Source organism: Elusimicrobium minutum Pei191 (assembly GCF_000020145.1).
Classification (GTDB): Bacteria; Elusimicrobiota; Elusimicrobia; order Elusimicrobiales; family Elusimicrobiaceae; genus Elusimicrobium; species Elusimicrobium minutum.
In genome coordinates this window covers 325,372-341,695 of record NC_010644.1, presented here as the reverse complement: position 1 = coordinate 341,695, position 16,324 = coordinate 325,372, and the positions used below count along the sequence as shown (strand labels likewise).

Here is a 16,324-nt window from a genome sequence, read left to right as displayed (position 1 = left end):
TACGGCGGGTGGTTTTAAATATTATTTTACTGTTATAGCTTTTCTAATATTTTCGTCGCTCATTTCCGGTACTTTAGGCCTGCTTTTGGAAGTAATTTTTTGATAAACCGCTTTAGATGCAATGCCTCCGCCCACTACTATGGCCGGCCATTTCGCTTTTTTTGCGATACCGGGCATTTTAGAAGAAACAGCCCTCCAAGCCTGCCCGCTTTTAAAAGCTGCCTTCGGCATATATTTTACGGCTGTTTTACCGGCCAGGCCCAACCCCTTGCCTACTACTTTAAAAACTCTTGCAAAAGTCGCCCATTCGGCAATAACCTCCGCTGCCATTTGGTTTCTAACCATATCGGAAACAAGCGGATCAAGTTCCACAACTTTCTCGTTTAAAACGGCAAGAAAGGTTTTATGCTGCACCGTCCAGCCTTCTATATTTAAAATATCGTTATAAGCGTTAGCGAATTCAAGCCCCAGCATGGCAAACAAAAAGTAATTAAGAAAGCCGTACCCCTCTTTATAAGTCGCGTATTTTATAATAAAGTTTGTCATTTTATCGTAACGTTCTGCCATAGCGTAAGTGCTGAAAAGAGTTTCAATTAAATTAAAAGCTATTTCATGTTTATAACCGGACTGGCTTTTGGAAAATTTTGCCCCTTTATCTAACATATCCCAATCCATACCGGGCAAGGGGTTTTGCAAATATGCCGCCCTGTCAACAAAAGACCCTGTGGTTATAAGAAGTTTAAAAATACTGTCATCTTCCTTAGCGGCAAAAAAGCAAACACTGTACATAAAGTTTTTTATAGCCATGGTTTGATTAGGTATTTTTAACCCGGGTATAGTGCTTTTTTCATAATAAGCGAATTTAAGGCTGTCACTGTATCTTTGTAACAGGGTTTCTAATTCTTGCATCACTTTTCTTTGCTGGAAAGGTTTTAAATACACAATTTCCGACAAAGCTTTAGCCACCCATACTTGTGTTACCGGATAACCTGTTTTAACACCTTCTAAAAGTCTTTCCAACATTAAAGAACTTGTTGAATTATTTGACACCAAACTGGCGGCTACAAGAGTGTAGAGATAGTAAACCTTGTAGTATTTATCGTCTCTGTCATAAGGGGTTTTTAACTGCTTTATTATAAAATCGGTTAAGGTTTCGGCCTCAAAATAATTAAAATACACATAAGGCAAACTTTCCAAAATAAGGCCAAAATAACAAGGCGTTTCCCCCTCATATCCTTCGGAACAGGAGTCTTTTTCATAAACTTCCGGCCGGGATAAAAGTTCTTTATCTTTAAGCAGGCTAAGTAAAACAATCCCTCTGCCGTTTTCCTCCGTTATGTTTTGCGCCCAGGAAATAATTTTGTTTTCTTTTAACTCAATCGGTTCAAACGGAAAGTTTTTTAAAACAACTCTTGTATTATCTTGCCTGACAGTAATACTGTTTTTTTCTTTTTCAATAGCGGCGGCAATATTTGCGGCGTGATTATTTTTACCAAAAGCGGGGTTTGTATTCGCAAAAAACTCAGCCTGCTTTTGCAAATCTTCCATCTTCTTTTTAAAATCTGTTTGCTGCTGTTTAAATTCCTTGCTTTCGGCGTTATTTAGAAAAAGAAGCGGCTGCCCAACCGCTAACCGTGTTTGGGAAGATATTAAACTAAAACATAAAAATAACGCCGATACTTTAATAAAGTATTTGTTCATAAATCGCCTTTCTTGTATATATTAATTTTACCGCCGTTAAGCCGCCGCAACAAGGGTCAAAAGGCCTAAATGTTTTTAGGCCTTTTGACCTATAGCAGGATTTATTAATTTGCCAATAAAAACACCCTGTCCTAAAATGAAAACTATAAAATCCATAATGAAACCCCCGGCTCAAGCCCGGGGGGGCTTTTATTTCAAAGCTTAGCTTTGCGATTTCACTCAACAATAAACATCAACGCCTTCACAGCGGAAAGGCGTAGGCGTTGAGAAATCAGGGGACTACCATCCCCCGCTTTACGCAGAGGGACCCGTACTCTCATAAAAAAAGCCCCGCCATATGGCGGGGCTTTTAAAAAAAATTTAATTAATAAACTGAGTTCCAGGTTCTGTCAGTAACGGTAAAAACAATTCTTCTGTTAGTGGCTCGGCCTTCAATACTGTCATCTAAAGTAAGTGGACGCCTTTTACCAAACCCATACACTTTAATTGAATCCGGGTGAACGCCGCGGCTTACGATATAGCTTTTAACGGCAATCGCCCGCGCTTCGCTAAGCCAGTCATTATATTCGTCTGACCCGACATTGTCCGTATGCCCCTCAACAATAAGTTTAATATGCTGTCTGCCCACCATAAATCCAGCTACTTTATCCAAAATAGGATAGGCCGAAGCCGCTAAATGCACGGAATCAAACTCAAAATTAACGGAAGGTATTTGCCTTGAGGCAAACATTTCTTCGGAGGTTTGTTTTTCAAGCCTCGCGTTTCGCTTTCTTTCTTTTTCAATAATAGGGTCCGCAACGTATCCGTTTTCGTCTCTTTTGGGTTCACTCGAACAGCCCGCGACGCCGATAAACAAAGCTAAAACTAAAATTACTTTTATAAATTTCATAATATCATCCGTACAGAATTAAATTCTATTTTACTTAGATTATACAAAAAACTGCCAATATTCCAAAAAACACCCAAACGCTGTATTTTTCACAAACCGCTTTTAGCGTTTTACTCCTACTGTTTTTAATAATAGCAATTAAATTAAAAACAAACCGAAAGTTCAATAACCGGCAAAGCTTTTTGCCCGCTTAAAAAGCTTCAACTTTTGAATTTTAGAGTTTATCCACATTTATCAACACCCTGTTGATAAGTTGTTGATAACTTTTCTGTATTGCTAAATTTAATTAAAAAAATTTTAATAAAAAATATTAAATTTTCTAACTTTTACCCAAAATTGTGGATAACTCGGCTTTTCTGTGGATAACTTAAACCCAACAAGCGCATCTCTATTGATAAAACCCTGTTGATAAAGTAAAAATCCACGTCTAAACATACTATACAAAAGAGGTTTATAAAACTAATTAAAAATTATCAAAAAAAACTGTTGACAAATCAAATTTTTTGTTGATATTTTGCCTTTTTAGGAGCTAAAATACCATTTTTTAGAACAATTTTATCTTTAAATCGGACGTCTGTCCCAAAAGCGACAATTTAACCTTAACATTTCTCTTTTTTGCCGATTCGGCCGCACTTTTTGTTATAAAAAACTGCTGGGGCTGCTCATTCCAAATCAAAGCAGAGGAGGGCTTTATGGTTAAATCGCTTTGCAAGGGCAGGTAATTAGCCTCAAAACCGTTTTTATAAACTAATGTTGCGGTCATGTCAACGCCTTCTTTAAAGCCGCGGGGAACGCCGTTTGTGTCCGTAGATAGAAAAAGCTTAAAATCTTTAGCATAACCTTCCGGACTAAAAACCATATCCGTAGGTATTGATGATAAGCTCACGTCTTCCTTAAAAGAATAAAGTAAATTCCCGCCAAATTTAAACTTTTCGTTAAAAACAAAGCGGTTTATTTCTTTTTTAGCGCCGCTTAACAAAATTCTGCCCTGGGGAGCAAAGGTTTTTAAATCGTCAAAAAATTTAACATCAATTAAAGCTAAATTCTCTATTTGCGTTTGGTTTTGGTAGATATTTGCAACGAATTGGGCGTTAAAATTCCTGCCCGCTAACATGCGGTACCTGGGCTCGGCCTTGGTACGGAAGTTTAAATCCGTATAAATAAGAACATCTCTAAGTAAAAATCTGGTAAAAGCGGCGGTATCTAATTCTTTTTCAGCTGGGGTTATAAAAACGAAGATAGCGTCTTTAGAAACAACAGTTTTTTTATGTTCTGTTTCACCCAAAACATAAACAACGGGGTAAGAGGCCCTTGTTTCTAAATATCCTTGGGGCAGAACAAAACGCACGTTTCTTTGGGTTTTTGTTTCGGAAGAAGGGAAATTAACGTATGCGTGTTCATTTTCATTAATTATAATGCGCTCCTCTTTTTGTTGTTGTGAAAAAGCCATAACAGGCAGCAAAAATAAAACCGCCAATAATTTAAATTTGTTCATTGCTTTCCTCCTGCAAATTTGCACCCTCAACTGAAACCCGGTCCTGCGCAGATTCTCTATCAACAGGCTGTTCAGCGTCTGTTTCCGCCTCCACAGGTTTTTCCTGTGGTTTTACGTATTTAAGTTTTGTATCCGCCATAATATACGCGCGATTACCGTTAAGCCACTTGCGATGCTCGTTATACTCGGGGCAATGAACAGCCACTAAGGACCAGTATTCATCGGCATGGTTCATATGGACAAGATGCGCAACCTCATGAATTACAAGGTAGTTAATAATAACATTGGGCATCTTTATTATACGGTAAGAATAATTGATATTTTTCTTTTCGGACGCGCTTCCCCACATGGTCCGTTGGTCTTTAATAGCAACGTTGTTTACTTCAACACCCATTTTTTCGGCCCAAATTTTGGTGCGTTCCTTTAAAACTGTTTCCGCCTGGTTCCAAAGCCAGGTTTCAACTAAAGCGCCGGCATCGTCCTGTTCGGACTTTATTTTAACAATAAACTTGCCGTCCTCAAATTTAACGCTTGGTTCTTCCTCAGGGGTTATATTAATGGCTGCGTCATAAATATCGCCCATATAAAGCACTTTACCCGCTATATCTTCCTTTACTTTGTCTTTGGCAAAGACTTCCGGCATGTCGGACTTAAGGGACTCTATAAAAAGTTTAATGTCAGTTAATGTGGTTTCTATTTCAATATCGCTCATAATCACTTCCAAATCTATGGTAATTTAAAACTATTATATTATTTTTTAAAATGATATAATAACTCTATGGCAGATTGTATATTTTGCGGCATAGCCAGCGGAGAGATTGAAACAAGAATCATTTTTGAAAATGACGATATTGTCGCTTTTAAAGATTTAAACCCGCAAGCTCCGACGCATATTTTAATTATACCTAAAAAACACTTAACTTCCTTATCGGACGCGAAAGCGCAGGATTTAGAGCTTTTGGGAAAACTGCAATTAGCCGCTGTTGAAATAGCAAACAAATTCGGGCTTAAGGATTTCCGCTTAGTTACAAATAACGGTAAAGGCGCGGGGCAAAGCGTAGGACACCTTCACTTTCACCTTTTGGCGGGAAGAAGAATGCTTTGGCCTCCGGGTTGACGCTTAGGCAGGCACAAATTTAACTGTTTTAAAAAAGCCCCCTTGTAATTTAGGGGATATCTATTATACTTTTTCAAGTAAAGGTGGTGAGAAATTAAATGGTCTTTGTAAAAGTTAGAGACGCAGAGCATTTGGAAGAAGCGCTTAAAAGATTCAAAAGAGAATGCGAAAAAAACGGCATACTTAAAGAAATCAAAAGACGTGAAACCTACATGCCGCCGAGCGTGAAAAGAAAAATAAAGTCTCAAGAAGCTCAAAGAAGAATGAGACGCACAAAGCGCAAACGCTTTTAATAGTTTGTTCTTAAAGCAATAGTCCTCTTAAAGAGGGCTATTGCTTCTTTTTCTGTAAACGGTTGGTGGTTTTATGTCAGACAAAATAATAGAAGAAATAAGGGACAGAGTTGACATTGTTGAACTGGTAAGAGAATATGTGCCCTCTCTTAAAAGAGCGGGTAAAACATATAAAGGCTGCTGCCCTTTTCATAATGAGAAAACCCCTTCTTTTACGGTAAGCCAGGACAGGGGGCTTTTCTATTGTTTCGGTTGTCAGACCGGGGGCGACGTTTTTGCGTTTTTGATGAAGACAGAAAACCTGTCTTTTTCTGAAGCGGCAAAAAAATTAGCCGAACGCGCCGGACTTGAATGGAAAAAAGAGGAAGTATTGACCCAGGAGGAAAAAAACCGTCTGGAGGCAAGGAAATTATTAGATTTCGCCAAAGTTTTTTACAATAAAACATTGTTAAGCTCCCAAGGTAATGAAGCCAGGGGCTATTTGAAAAAAAGAAGTTTAACCAAAGAAACGGTTGAAAAATTTGAAATAGGTTTTACCCCCCAGGGGGTTGACGCGCTTAGTAAAGCGGCATTGGCAAACGGCTATAATGCTAACTTACTGCGTTCCGCGGGGCTTGCCGCCCAGGGGCAGTATGGGGTTAGGGATTATTTCAGGTCAAGAATAATGTTTCCCATTATCAACCACCGGGGTGAAACTGTTGGCTTCGGCGGGCGTATATTCGGCGAAGGGGAACCTAAATATTTAAATTCGCCCGAAACAATTTTATTTTCCAAAAGCAGGGTTTTATACGGGCTTAATTTTGCCGGGCCTGAAATACGTAAGGCAAATTACAGCATTTTGCTTGAAGGATATATGGATGTAATAGGCGTTATGCAAAGCGGCATTGGCAACTGCGTGGCCCCTTTGGGCACAAGTTTTAATGAAGAGCACGCCAAGCTTTTAAAAAGATACAGTGAAAACGCCGTAATTTTATTTGACCCCGACGCCGCGGGCATAAAAGCCAGTTTAAGAACGGCATTAATTTTAATACAGCAGGGTTTATTTGTTAAAGTAGCCACTTTGGGCGAAGAAGGCCTTGACCCGGACGAGTTTATTAACAAGTACGGAAAGGAAAAATTTGAAAATATTTTAGCGGACGCGGTTGACATTATTGATTTTCAGGCTGATGTGCTTATTAAACAGCACGGCGGCAATTTAACGCCGCAAAACAAAACGCAGATAGCCGCGCAGCTTATGGAAATAGTTTCCGTACAGCCGGACCCTATAGTAAAAAGCGAGTGGATTAAAATTGTTTCCGAAAAATTAAGCGTGGAGGAACACCTTTTAACGCCTAAAAAAACGGCTGTTAACACAAGAAGAAACACCCCGCCCGCGCCGCAGGTTAAAAAAACAAATATTCCCGTAGAGGAAGAAGATTTGGTCGCTTGGCTTTTAAAAAGCCCGGCGCATATAACGCAAGCCCAAGAGCTTGACGAAAGTAAGTTTACAAGCCGCGCTTGTTATGAGATTATCAGTACTATGGACGAAATATTAAAACAAACCCCATCTACTGAGAACATAGCTCCGATGCTGATAAAAAAATTACCACAGCACGAAAACTTTATACTCAAAATAAGCATGGCCGCGACGCCGAAGGACTTTAACCCGGCCCGCGATATAAGAGACTGCGCAGCTAAGATTGAAAGAAACTACCTTTCAAAAAAATTAGCGGCGTTAAAAGCAGAAATAAAAAAAATGGGAGTCGGCAGCGTGCCTGAGGCGTTACTCAGAGCGCAGAACGAACTTCAAAAACAAATTAAAAATAGTTAGGGCCGCGCATAAGCACGGACAGCGGAGAGGACAAAAAATGGTAAACGTTGCAAATAAAGCTTTTAAAGATTTAGTTGAAGTTGGTAAAGAAAACGGTTTTCTTACCTTGGACGAAATTAACCGTTCGCTTACATCTTCCTCAATGAGCGCGGAAGATATTGACGGTTTAATGGGCACATTGGAAGATTTGGGCATACAGGTAGTTGACCGTAAAAAATATAAATCCGTAGCCATGGCGGAAAAAGAAGCCTATACCGAAGAGTTTATGGCTAACCCCGATATTTCTAACTCTATCCGCATGTACTTGTCTGAAATGGGCAAAGTGCCGCTGCTTTCCAGAGACGAGGAAATAACCTTGGCCCGTAACGTCAGGGAAAGAGAAAAAGAATTGCGCAAACTTGTGTTGGAATCCCCCATCACAATGCGCGAAATTTGCAACTGGGAAGAACTTGTAGACCAAGAAGAAATGACTACAAAAGAATTGATGCCCAGAGGCAAAAGAACAACGCGCGAACTTAACAACATGCGTAAAAAACTTAAAGAGGCCGCCAAGTTTATCGGTAAACGGGAAGGTGAAATTACCGAATTAATGAAAAAATTGCGCGAGCCCAGCATTTCAGACAAAATGCTTAACAAATATACCGAAGCTCTTGAGAAAAAGCAAAAGGAAGTTGTTGACAGCATTATAAAACTTAATTTAAACCAAAATAAAATTAAGCGTTTAACAAACAGAATCAAAAGTTTGGCGCAGAGAATAGCCGAGTCAAGAAACGACCTTAACAGGTTTGACGAATATTTTGGCCAGTACGCCGAAGTAAAAAAACTTTTTACCCAGGCTTCCAAAGGAAAAATTTCTAAAGCCGAACTTAAAAAGAAAACCCGCTTTACTTATGAAGAACTTGAAACCGCCATCAACAATATCGATATGATACGTTCAAGACATGAGAAGCTTATAAACACTCTTCCCATGAGCGAAAAAGAGTTTTTGGCTTTTAACGACCGCATTGTGTTTTTTGAAGACATGATTTTGCAAGACAAACTTAAACTTATTAAAGCGAACTTAAGGCTGGTTGTGTCTATCGCCAAAAAGCACGTAAACTCAAATTTAGAACTTTCCGACTTAATCCAGGAAGGCGGTTTGGGCCTTATGAAAGCCGTGGAAAAGTTTGAATATAAAAGAGGTTTTAAATTCTCAACCTACGCAACATGGTGGATAAGGCAGTCCATTAACCGCGCCATCGCGGACCAGGCCAACACCATACGCATACCAGTGCATATGAAGGAGCTTGTTTCCAAACTTACAAAAGTTACAAATAAGTTCAGACAGGAACACGGCAGGGAACCCAGCTTGGAAGATTATTCAAAATCACTGCGCCTTTCTATGGAAAAAGTTAAAGGCGTGCTTAAAATAATGCAAGACCCTATATCTTTATCAACACCCGTAGGCGAGGATGAAGATTCCAACCTGGAAGACTTTATTGAGGATAAAGCGGGCGCTAACCCCACGGTAACCGCGTCTGACTTTTTAAGAAAGCAAGAAGTATCCGAAGTGCTTAACACACTTTCAGAACGTGAGGCAAAAATTATAAGGCTGCGCTTTGGCATTGACTCGGGCTATCCCAGAACATTAGAAGAAGTGGGTAAAATGTTTAACGTAACACGTGAGCGCGTAAGACAAATTGAGGCAAAAGCCATACGAAAACTGCGCCACCCGAGCAGAACCAAAATGCTTAAAGATTATTCCGACGAATAGGAGTATCACATGAATTACGCTAAAAACTTTGAACAAGCGGCCAAATACTATAACACCGCGGGAGCTTTTTTAACAGTCAGAGCTTTGGGTAAAACCAATACAATGACGGTATCTTGGGGTTTTATAGGTTATTTTTGGCATAAACCTTATTTTATTGTGGGCGTAAGACCGCAAAGGTTTACTAAAACAATTATTGATAAAGCGGACAGCTTTACAATAAGCATTCCTTTCGGTACAATGGCTAAAGAGCTGGCGGTATGCGGCACCAAATCAGGCGCGGATATAAATAAAGCAGACGTGATTGAATTTATACCCGCAAAAAAAGTAAACAGCCCCGTTGTTAAAGGCTGCGACATGTATTATGAATGCAAACTTACGCATAACCAGCTTTTAGACGGCAAAGTTTTACCGCAGGAGTTGCAGCCGCTTTATAATAACGGCGACTACCATTATTTTTACTTCGGTGAAATTGTGGACTGCTATGAGAAATAAAAATATTATTTAAAAATTAAAAACCCCGTTTTAAAACGGGGTTTTGTTTTATACGCTAAAGTGCTACATTGTAAGTATGGAAAATTTACATCTTATTTATTACAGCCCCGCGCTTTCCACAAAAAATATAATATGCGCGGCCGCCAAACAAATACCTCTGCCTATAATTGAACATGACATAACGCAAGGGATAAAAGAACCTATCGCTTTAAGTAAGGCGGATTTTGCCGTTTTTGCCTCGCCGGTTTTCGCAGGCAGAATACCCGCTATGGCGGCGGATATTTTTAAAACTATAAAAGGAAAAAACACTCCCGCCGTTATTATGGTTGTTTACGGCAACAGAGATTATGACGACGCTTTGCTTGAGCTTAAAGATATATCAAGCAAAAACGGCTTTTTGCCGGTTTCAGCGGGCGCTTTTATAGCAAGGCATTCCATATTTACAAAAGTTGCCGAACAAAGGCCTGATAACAGTGATATTAATAAAATTACTGAATTTATAAAAAAATCTTTTACTTTGGCCCAAAACGGAAATATAACAAAAGAACTTAAAGTAAAAGGAAACACCCCTTATAAAACCCCTGGCAAAATACCTTTAAAACCTTCAGGCACATATAAATGTAATAAATGCGGCGTTTGCGTAGCCGCATGCCCGGTTAAAGCAATACCGGCGGACAACCCAAAAAAAACAGATAAAGAAAAATGTTTCAGCTGCGCAAGATGCATTGCTTTATGCCCGCAGCACGCCAGAAAGTTCAAAGGAATTCTTTTTAAAATAGCGGCAATTGGTTTTGCTAAAAAAGTAAAATTAAGAAAAGAACCCGAAACATTTTTTATAAATTAAGGGGATATATGGAAAGATCTAAAAATATACTTATAATAGGCGCAACCTCAGGTATAGGAAGAGAAGTCGCCTTACAATATTTATCCCTCGGCGCAAAAGTTGCCGTTACGGGAAGAAGGCAGGAGCTGCTTGCCTCACTAAAACAAACCGCGCCTGAGAGAGTGTTTACTTTTGTTAATGACGTAACACAAACAAAAGCGTCCGAGCTTATAAAAGAAATACATAATCAAATGGGCGATATTGACACTATTTTAGTATGTTCGGGAATGGGTGACATAAATTTAAAATTAGAAAACGATATTGAATTAAATACAGCGCGCACAAACGTGCTTGGCTTTACCGATTGGATTATAGAAGGGTACAAATATTTTGAGGAACGTTTTGAGCGCACGGGTAAAGGCGCAAGGTTAAGCGCTGTTTCAAGCATAGCGTCTTTTAGCGGTTCGGACGCGGCGCCCGCATATTTTGCCAGCAAAGCTTATATAAGCAATTATTTGGAAGGTCTTAGAAAAAAGTCAGTTAAAATAAAAAAGCCTGTTTACGTAACAACCATAATACCCGGCTTTGTAGATACCGCTTTGGCAAAAGGAGTGGGCGGCAAAGGTTTATTTTGGGTAGCGTCCGCCGAAAAGGCTGCAAAACAAATACTTAACGCTTTAGACAAAAGGAAAAAGATTGTTTATGTAACAAAAAGATGGCGTTTTATTGCTTTTATATTAAAAGTTATACCTGATTTTGTTTATAACAGATTTTATTAAGCGGCCTCTTTTACCGACGAACTGGGGCAGCGGTTATTAAACAAACAATGCTGGCAGTGATTGGTGTTGGCGGGGAAAAAAGACGCTTCTATTTTTTTACCTGTTTCAACGAAAGTTTTTAAAATTTCATCTTCATTAAACAAATCAAAATCAGCGCTGTATACAATACCTAAAGCTACGTTATATATTGAAGCTTTGCCCTTTTTCATATTCCAGGCTCTTCTGGCGCCTACGGAATATATGCCCATTTGAAGGCTTTGGGTTACGTCAAAATTCTCGTCAAGTTCGGAGCCTGTTTTATAATCTATAACTTCCCAACTGCCGTCCGGCCATAAGTCGGTGCGGTCAATTTTGCCCCTTATTGTCCAAATACCATGCTCAAAAATAAACTCACGCTCGGTACTGTCTACCGAAGTTTTACGCTCATATTCTTTTTCGGCGTAAGCTTCAAGCATTTTTTTGCCTTTTAAATAATATTCCATCTGTTCGCCCGCGCTTGTATAGCCCGCGCCCAGCCAACAGTTGTTAAAATAATTTAAAATTTCGGAAGGATCATTAGAATATTTGTGGTATTCCTCAAGAGTACGGTGTATGGAAACGCCTAAAGAAGATGCGGGCACAAGCCCCTCTCTTTTACCTTCAACATATTTATATTTATATAAAAGAGGACATTCTTTATAAGTTTTTATCTTAGAATAATTAAGTTCGTAAACTTTATGCTCAAATTCCATTATTGTTTAATTTCCTTTAGTTGTTTGTCGGAATTAGCGTGAACAAATTTCCTTTTGGCTATGGTGCCTTCAAAATCCTCACTTTTGGAAGGCTGCGGATTTTTAGATTTATTAAAATGTAAAAAATGCACAAGCGTATCGCCGTATTTTTCCTCACGGTATATTTTAAAAAGGGCGGGCACGTCAAAAAACTCGTGCTTATGATGCTGCAAAACTATAAAACCGCCTTTAGCGAGTAAATTATATTTTGCCGCTTCAGCCAAAGCCGGGCCGGAAAGGGAAAGAGGCTTTTCATTAATATCACGGTAAGGAGGCCCCATAAAAATAATGTCATAACCTTCGGGCGCGTAGGCTGATAAAAAACCTATTCCTTTTAAAACATCCCCCTTAAAAACCATGCCTCTGTCGGCAAAGCCAAGATGCTCCAAATTACGTTTTATATTTTTTACGCAGGCCACCTCCTTATCAAGCATAACCGCTTTGGCCGCGCCGCGCGAAAGCGCTTCTAAAGAAACATTGCCCGTGCCGGCAAATAAATCCAAAAAGTAACAAGCGGGTATTTTGGGCCTTATGATATCAAAAACGGATTGCTTGATTCTGTCCGATATCGGAACCACGGCCATCTTTTTAGAAACTGAAAATATTTTGCGGCCCTTAGCCGTACCTGCAATAATACGCATACTTTTCCTTTACAAATAAAACATACCGCCATGCCCGTTATAGACCACACTCAATAACAAGACAAGGCGGTATTAAAATTAAGAGTTATAAATGCGCAATGCCCTCTTTAATAGCGTAACGCACCAACTCCGCCTGCTTATGAATATCAAGCTTTCTCATAATATTGTTTCTGTGCACATGAACAGTATTTAGAGAAAGACCAAATTCTTTCGCGATTTCCTTGCTGCTAAACCCTTCCGCTATGAGCTGAAGAATCTGCTTTTCTTTAGGTGTTAAACCGCTGGGGTCTTTCTTGGAAGGGGACGCCTTCCCCAAAAAACCTTGGACAACAAATTTAGAAACTTTAGAACAAAGATAAAATCTACCCGCGCTTACTTCTTTTATAGCTTCTATAATTTCGTCTGCTGAAGAAACCTTAACGACAAAACCCCTTGCCCCTGCTTTAAAAGCCTTTTCGACAGAGGCTCTGTCATCATACATACTTAGAACAATGACTTTAGCGTCAGGATTGATTTTAAGAAGTTTCTGTACTGCAGCTATACCGTTAAGTATAGGCATAGCTATATCTACTACATATACGTCAATGTTTTTGTTTTTTACTGCATAATCCAACATCTCTTTACCATTACCCATTTCCGCTACGACAGAAATGTTTTTTCCCTTTCTTTCAAGGATTGACTTTATACCGTCACGAACCAGGGCATGATCGTCTGCTAGGAGTATTCTTATCATATATCCACCTTATACACAACTTTCGGACAAGACACATTAATAACCGTGCCCTTACCTAAAGCAGTTTTAATTTGAAACTTTCCACCCAGGTATTTCACCATTTCTTCCATACCCAGTAACCCTAATTGACTCAGCTTTTTACTTGTAGTCCGTTTAAAGCCAACTCCATTATCCGACACTTCTAATCTGACAATATTCTTAAGGTTCTGCAGTAACACCTTTGCCTCGGTGGCTTTAGAATACTTAATTACATTGCTCAGCCCTTCCTGTACTACCCGAAACAGCATGATTTTAACTTCATCATCTATTTCAGCGCTTTCTTTCTCTTCATACTTATATATTATACGTACATTAGCAAATTTGTTCAAGTTTTCCACGATTTCTTTTATGGCACCGTCTAAGCCTACAGCCTCCAAACTTGGCGGACGCATCATTACAACTATATTTTTAAGTTTTTCAATAGTTTCCTTAATTTCCTCATTAAGTTCTTTTGTGCGGGTTAAAGCGTCTTCCTTTTTATCTTCTTTAATATCTTCTTGCAATACACTTAAAATTGAAGTGAGCACTACCGCAGCCGAGCCAAGCTCATCATGCAAAGCGGAGGATATTTTCTTTTTTTCATCCTCTTTGGTTTTTAATAAAACCTGTGCGAAAGTTTTTGCGCCGTAATCTTTTATAATATCCGAGGGGATACGACCGGAAGGAAGCATTTTTGTTATGTCTCTTACAACGCCCAAAACATTAAAGTTTTTTTCATTTTTATTAATTAAAGGCAATAAAGTGCTTTGGTAGTGCTTTATAGCGCCATGGTTTTCTAATGACCATTCATACGTTACAGGTTTTCCGGAAAAAGCTATTTTATGGTATTTATCGTGAATGGAAGAGGCCAAATCATGTATAACGCCTCCGTCCGAATCGGAAGTGCCGAACATAAACGCATATTTATGTTCCCTGTCCAACATATAGGCAAGCTCATAAGCGTAAACGCAAGATCCGCATAAGCATGTTTTTGTGGATGTCCGGCAGGCCTCGTTTTGCTCTTGTCCATAAACTATGGAAGGATTATTTTTTTTAACCATGTTAAATTAGATTTTACTATTTTTAAAATACTTTGTTTAATTATCAACACTAAGATGCGTACGTGCAACGCGGGATATAAAACTGTTATCCTCATAAGCGGATATGCGTTTTAAATACTCGTCCGCTTTATTTTTATTTCCTTTACCCCTGTATGCCAGGAAGTTAACGTATAACGCAAGTCTGTTATTTGGTTTTTCCAATAAAACGGAGTCCGATATTATTTTTGCTTCTTCATATCTTTTATCTTGCGTAAGCCACAGGGCCTTTGTAAGTAAAGCGGTATAACAATTATCGTAACCTTCAAGATTTATCGCTTTATCTATATAAATGTAAGCGTCTTCCATATTTCCCTGCATTCTGTTTATTTTGGCAACAAGAAATGTGTTATCTTTATTTTCGCCAAGCTTGTCAATAGATAAGGCCGCGTTAAAGAGAGCTTCATTATATTTCCTCTGTCTGAAATAAGCGCCGGCATGTTCCAAAAAAATATCACCGTCAAAATCCTCTATCTTTGTTATCCTTAAATATTGCTGGAAATATCCTTCCGCTTTAGAAAAAAATCCTTCATCTGTATATGCCCTGGCAAGCCCCAGAAAAGCCTGTGAATTGTTTTTATCAAGAGCTAAAATACGCTCATAAATTTCTATGCTGTCCCGTATTAAATCGTTTCTTTGGTAAAGAGCTCCCAGCTTTAACAAAAGGTCTTTATCTTTGGGGTTTAACTCAACGCCTTCAAGATATGTGTTAAGAGCTGAATCAATTTCTCCTATTTTTTCATAACTTTCACCAAGGAGAAGATAGGCTCTTTTTTCGCGCCTTTTAACGGTACCTTCAACAAGAAAAACTTTGAGCTTATCTATGGCCGAATAATAATTTCCTTCCGAATAATCTTGTCTGGCGTCATTAAGCAGTTTTTTTTGTTTTTTTCCAAAAGGCCATACGGCAGCCTCCGCGCTTAAAGCGCAGCAAAGTAAAAATAAAATAAAAATAATAAGTTTTTTATTTCGCATATTTTTTCATATTAAAAAGTATTAAATCTTCCTGTAAAGCGCGAAGATTTTTATACATTTCCCTAACACCTATTTCACCCGCTTTGGGCAGCTTTTCAAAAGCCAGAACTTCTATATTTGCTATTTTCGGCTTTACGGCAAAATTAGCTTTAGTCAAGGCTTCCTCCGTTAAGATTGCGCCTCTTATATCGCCTATTCTTAACAGGTACGCCGCTATTGTTTTAGGAACAACGCCGCTGTAATCTTGCAAAGCAAGGGAGGCTATAACATATTCGGCCCCTAAATCTTTTACCGCGCCAACAGGCAAATAGTCCACAACCCCGCCGTCTACCAACTGGCGCTGCCTGTATTGCACGGGCTCGAAAACGCCGGGCAAATTCATACTGGCGCGCACCGCTAATGCCACGGGGCCTGAAGTGAACAAAACTTTCTCACCCGTTTTAATATCCATTGAAGGGCAGGCAAAAGGAATATTCAAATCCTCAAAATTTTTATTTTCCAGGTTTTCGTTTAAAAAAACCTCAAATTGCTGTGAAGTGGGAAGCTCTTTACCTACTATAAGCTTAAATAAACCGGTAACGCCAAGATCATCGGTAACTTTATTAATAGTCATGTTTTCGCCAAGTTCCCAAAGTCCTTTTATCGGAAGCCCGGCGGCGTAAGCGGAACCTATTACCGCCCCCATAGAAGTTCCCGTAAGCATATCGATTGGCGTGCCGGCGTCTTCAAGCACTTCTAAAACGCCCACATGCGCGAAACCGCGCGTTCCGCCGGCTGATAAAGAAAGCCCTACTTTTGTTCTTTCTTCAGCAGGAGTTGAAATAAATTCATTCCACAAAAATTCGCGCAAAATATCGTCCTGCTTCTTTATTTCTCCCGAAAAAAGAGGCAAAGCAGTTACAAAAACAGCGAATAAAAGACAATATTTTTTCATAATA

17 protein-coding genes are annotated in these 16,324 nt (G+C 39.1%); 7 read left to right on the top strand and 10 right to left on the bottom strand.

Annotated features, from left to right (window positions below; translation table 11 throughout):
- Positions 1-21: 21 nt before the first annotated feature.
- The 4 genes from EMIN_RS01625 to EMIN_RS08025 form a co-directional block, all read right to left on the bottom strand.
- The gene (locus tag EMIN_RS01625; protein WP_012414493.1) at positions 22-1,701 is read right to left on the bottom strand and encodes a hypothetical protein; all 1,680 of its coding nucleotides are present in this window, start codon (positions 1,699-1,701) and stop codon (positions 22-24) included.
- A 364-nt stretch (positions 1,702-2,065) separates the two neighbouring features.
- Positions 2,066-2,590: an OmpA family protein gene (locus EMIN_RS08030; protein WP_012414492.1), complete on the bottom strand. Its 525-nt coding sequence runs from the start codon at positions 2,588-2,590 to the stop codon at positions 2,066-2,068.
- A 544-nt stretch (positions 2,591-3,134) separates the two neighbouring features.
- A complete protein-coding gene (locus tag EMIN_RS01615) occupies positions 3,135-4,085 on the bottom strand; it encodes an alpha/beta hydrolase (RefSeq protein WP_012414491.1) in 951 nt (316 codons plus the stop codon).
- Positions 4,072-4,797 carry a M48 family metallopeptidase gene (locus EMIN_RS08025; RefSeq protein ID WP_052545805.1) on the bottom strand — a complete coding sequence of 242 codons (726 nt, stop codon included), beginning with the start codon at positions 4,795-4,797 and terminating at the stop codon, positions 4,072-4,074. Before EMIN_RS08025 ends, EMIN_RS01615 begins: the two co-directional genes overlap by 14 nt.
- Positions 4,798-4,863: 66 nt before the next feature.
- On the opposite strand from EMIN_RS08025, the gene EMIN_RS01605 reads away from it, so the two are divergent.
- The 7 genes from EMIN_RS01605 (at position 4,864) to EMIN_RS01575 (ending at position 11,152) form a co-directional block, all read left to right on the top strand.
- Positions 4,864-5,202: a histidine triad nucleotide-binding protein gene (locus EMIN_RS01605; protein WP_012414490.1), complete on the top strand. Its 339-nt coding sequence runs from the start codon at positions 4,864-4,866 to the stop codon at positions 5,200-5,202.
- A gap of 98 nt (positions 5,203-5,300) precedes the next feature.
- The gene (gene rpsU, locus EMIN_RS01600; protein ID WP_012414489.1) at positions 5,301-5,495 is read left to right on the top strand and encodes a 30S ribosomal protein S21; all 195 of its coding nucleotides are present in this window, start codon (positions 5,301-5,303) and stop codon (positions 5,493-5,495) included.
- Between the two features lie 73 nt (positions 5,496-5,568).
- The gene (gene dnaG, locus EMIN_RS01595; RefSeq protein WP_012414488.1) at positions 5,569-7,305 is read left to right on the top strand and encodes a DNA primase; all 1,737 of its coding nucleotides are present in this window, start codon (positions 5,569-5,571) and stop codon (positions 7,303-7,305) included.
- Positions 7,306-7,342: 37 nt separating this feature from the next.
- Positions 7,343-9,058, top strand: coding sequence for a sigma-70 family RNA polymerase sigma factor (locus EMIN_RS01590; protein ID WP_012414487.1), 1,716 nt, complete (start codon positions 7,343-7,345; stop codon positions 9,056-9,058).
- A 9-nt stretch (positions 9,059-9,067) separates the two neighbouring features.
- On the top strand, positions 9,068-9,550 hold the full coding sequence (locus tag EMIN_RS01585; RefSeq protein WP_012414486.1) for a flavin reductase family protein: 483 nt from the start codon (positions 9,068-9,070) through the stop codon (positions 9,548-9,550).
- A gap of 76 nt (positions 9,551-9,626) precedes the next feature.
- Positions 9,627-10,394 carry a 4Fe-4S binding protein gene (locus EMIN_RS01580; RefSeq protein WP_012414485.1) on the top strand — a complete coding sequence of 256 codons (768 nt, stop codon included), beginning with the start codon at positions 9,627-9,629 and terminating at the stop codon, positions 10,392-10,394.
- An 8-nt stretch (positions 10,395-10,402) separates the two neighbouring features.
- Positions 10,403-11,152 (top strand): SDR family NAD(P)-dependent oxidoreductase, encoded by a 750-nt coding sequence (locus EMIN_RS01575; protein ID WP_012414484.1) that lies wholly within the window; start codon positions 10,403-10,405, stop codon positions 11,150-11,152.
- Here EMIN_RS01575 and EMIN_RS01570 read toward each other — a convergent pair.
- From EMIN_RS01570 to EMIN_RS08020, 6 genes are all read right to left on the bottom strand, one after another.
- Complete coding sequence (locus EMIN_RS01570) at positions 11,149-11,883, bottom strand: PD-(D/E)XK nuclease family protein (RefSeq protein WP_012414483.1); 735 nt, start codon at positions 11,881-11,883, stop codon at positions 11,149-11,151. The genes EMIN_RS01575 and EMIN_RS01570 overlap by 4 nt on opposite strands.
- Positions 11,883-12,563, bottom strand: a complete 681-nt coding sequence (locus EMIN_RS01565) for an RsmD family RNA methyltransferase (RefSeq protein ID WP_012414482.1) — start codon at positions 12,561-12,563, stop codon at positions 11,883-11,885. Before EMIN_RS01565 ends, EMIN_RS01570 begins: the two co-directional genes overlap by 1 nt.
- Positions 12,564-12,648: 85 nt before the next feature.
- Positions 12,649-13,296, bottom strand: coding sequence for a response regulator transcription factor (locus EMIN_RS01560; protein WP_012414481.1), 648 nt, complete (start codon positions 13,294-13,296; stop codon positions 12,649-12,651).
- Positions 13,293-14,375 (bottom strand): sensor histidine kinase, encoded by a 1,083-nt coding sequence (locus EMIN_RS01555; RefSeq protein WP_012414480.1) that lies wholly within the window; start codon positions 14,373-14,375, stop codon positions 13,293-13,295. Before EMIN_RS01555 ends, EMIN_RS01560 begins: the two co-directional genes overlap by 4 nt.
- A gap of 36 nt (positions 14,376-14,411) precedes the next feature.
- A complete protein-coding gene (locus tag EMIN_RS01550; protein WP_012414479.1) occupies positions 14,412-15,386 on the bottom strand; it encodes a tetratricopeptide repeat protein in 975 nt (324 codons plus the stop codon).
- Positions 15,376-16,320 (bottom strand): patatin-like phospholipase family protein, encoded by a 945-nt coding sequence (locus tag EMIN_RS08020; protein WP_012414478.1) that lies wholly within the window; start codon positions 16,318-16,320, stop codon positions 15,376-15,378. Before EMIN_RS08020 ends, EMIN_RS01550 begins: the two co-directional genes overlap by 11 nt.
- Positions 16,321-16,324 lie beyond the last annotated feature (4 nt).

What these genes read in the sequence shown, in the direction of transcription:
- EMIN_RS01585 (WP_012414486.1), top strand. Translation starts at nt 9,068, where the DNA reads ATGAATTACGCTAAAAACTTTGAACAAGCGGCCAAATACTATAACACC.
- EMIN_RS01625 (WP_012414493.1), bottom strand. Translation starts at nt 1,701, where the DNA reads ATGAACAAATACTTTATTAAAGTATCGGCGTTATTTTTATGTTTTAGT.
- EMIN_RS01575 (WP_012414484.1), top strand. Translation starts at nt 10,403, where the DNA reads ATGGAAAGATCTAAAAATATACTTATAATAGGCGCAACCTCAGGTATA.
- EMIN_RS01580 (WP_012414485.1), top strand. Translation starts at nt 9,627, where the DNA reads ATGGAAAATTTACATCTTATTTATTACAGCCCCGCGCTTTCCACAAAA.
- EMIN_RS01560 (WP_012414481.1), bottom strand. Translation starts at nt 13,296, where the DNA reads ATGATAAGAATACTCCTAGCAGACGATCATGCCCTGGTTCGTGACGGT.
- EMIN_RS08025 (WP_052545805.1), bottom strand. Translation starts at nt 4,797, where the DNA reads ATGAGCGATATTGAAATAGAAACCACATTAACTGACATTAAACTTTTT.
- EMIN_RS01570 (WP_012414483.1), bottom strand. Translation starts at nt 11,883, where the DNA reads ATGGAATTTGAGCATAAAGTTTACGAACTTAATTATTCTAAGATAAAA.
- dnaG (WP_012414488.1), top strand. Translation starts at nt 5,569, where the DNA reads ATGTCAGACAAAATAATAGAAGAAATAAGGGACAGAGTTGACATTGTT.
- EMIN_RS01590 (WP_012414487.1), top strand. Translation starts at nt 7,343, where the DNA reads ATGGTAAACGTTGCAAATAAAGCTTTTAAAGATTTAGTTGAAGTTGGT.
- EMIN_RS08030 (WP_012414492.1), bottom strand. Translation starts at nt 2,590, where the DNA reads ATGAAATTTATAAAAGTAATTTTAGTTTTAGCTTTGTTTATCGGCGTC.
- EMIN_RS01615 (WP_012414491.1), bottom strand. Translation starts at nt 4,085, where the DNA reads ATGAACAAATTTAAATTATTGGCGGTTTTATTTTTGCTGCCTGTTATG.
- EMIN_RS01565 (WP_012414482.1), bottom strand. Translation starts at nt 12,563, where the DNA reads ATGCGTATTATTGCAGGTACGGCTAAGGGCCGCAAAATATTTTCAGTT.
- rpsU (WP_012414489.1), top strand. Translation starts at nt 5,301, where the DNA reads ATGGTCTTTGTAAAAGTTAGAGACGCAGAGCATTTGGAAGAAGCGCTT.
- EMIN_RS01605 (WP_012414490.1), top strand. Translation starts at nt 4,864, where the DNA reads ATGGCAGATTGTATATTTTGCGGCATAGCCAGCGGAGAGATTGAAACA.
- EMIN_RS01550 (WP_012414479.1), bottom strand. Translation starts at nt 15,386, where the DNA reads ATGCGAAATAAAAAACTTATTATTTTTATTTTATTTTTACTTTGCTGC.
- EMIN_RS01555 (WP_012414480.1), bottom strand. Translation starts at nt 14,375, where the DNA reads ATGGTTAAAAAAAATAATCCTTCCATAGTTTATGGACAAGAGCAAAAC.
- EMIN_RS08020 (WP_012414478.1), bottom strand. Translation starts at nt 16,320, where the DNA reads ATGAAAAAATATTGTCTTTTATTCGCTGTTTTTGTAACTGCTTTGCCT.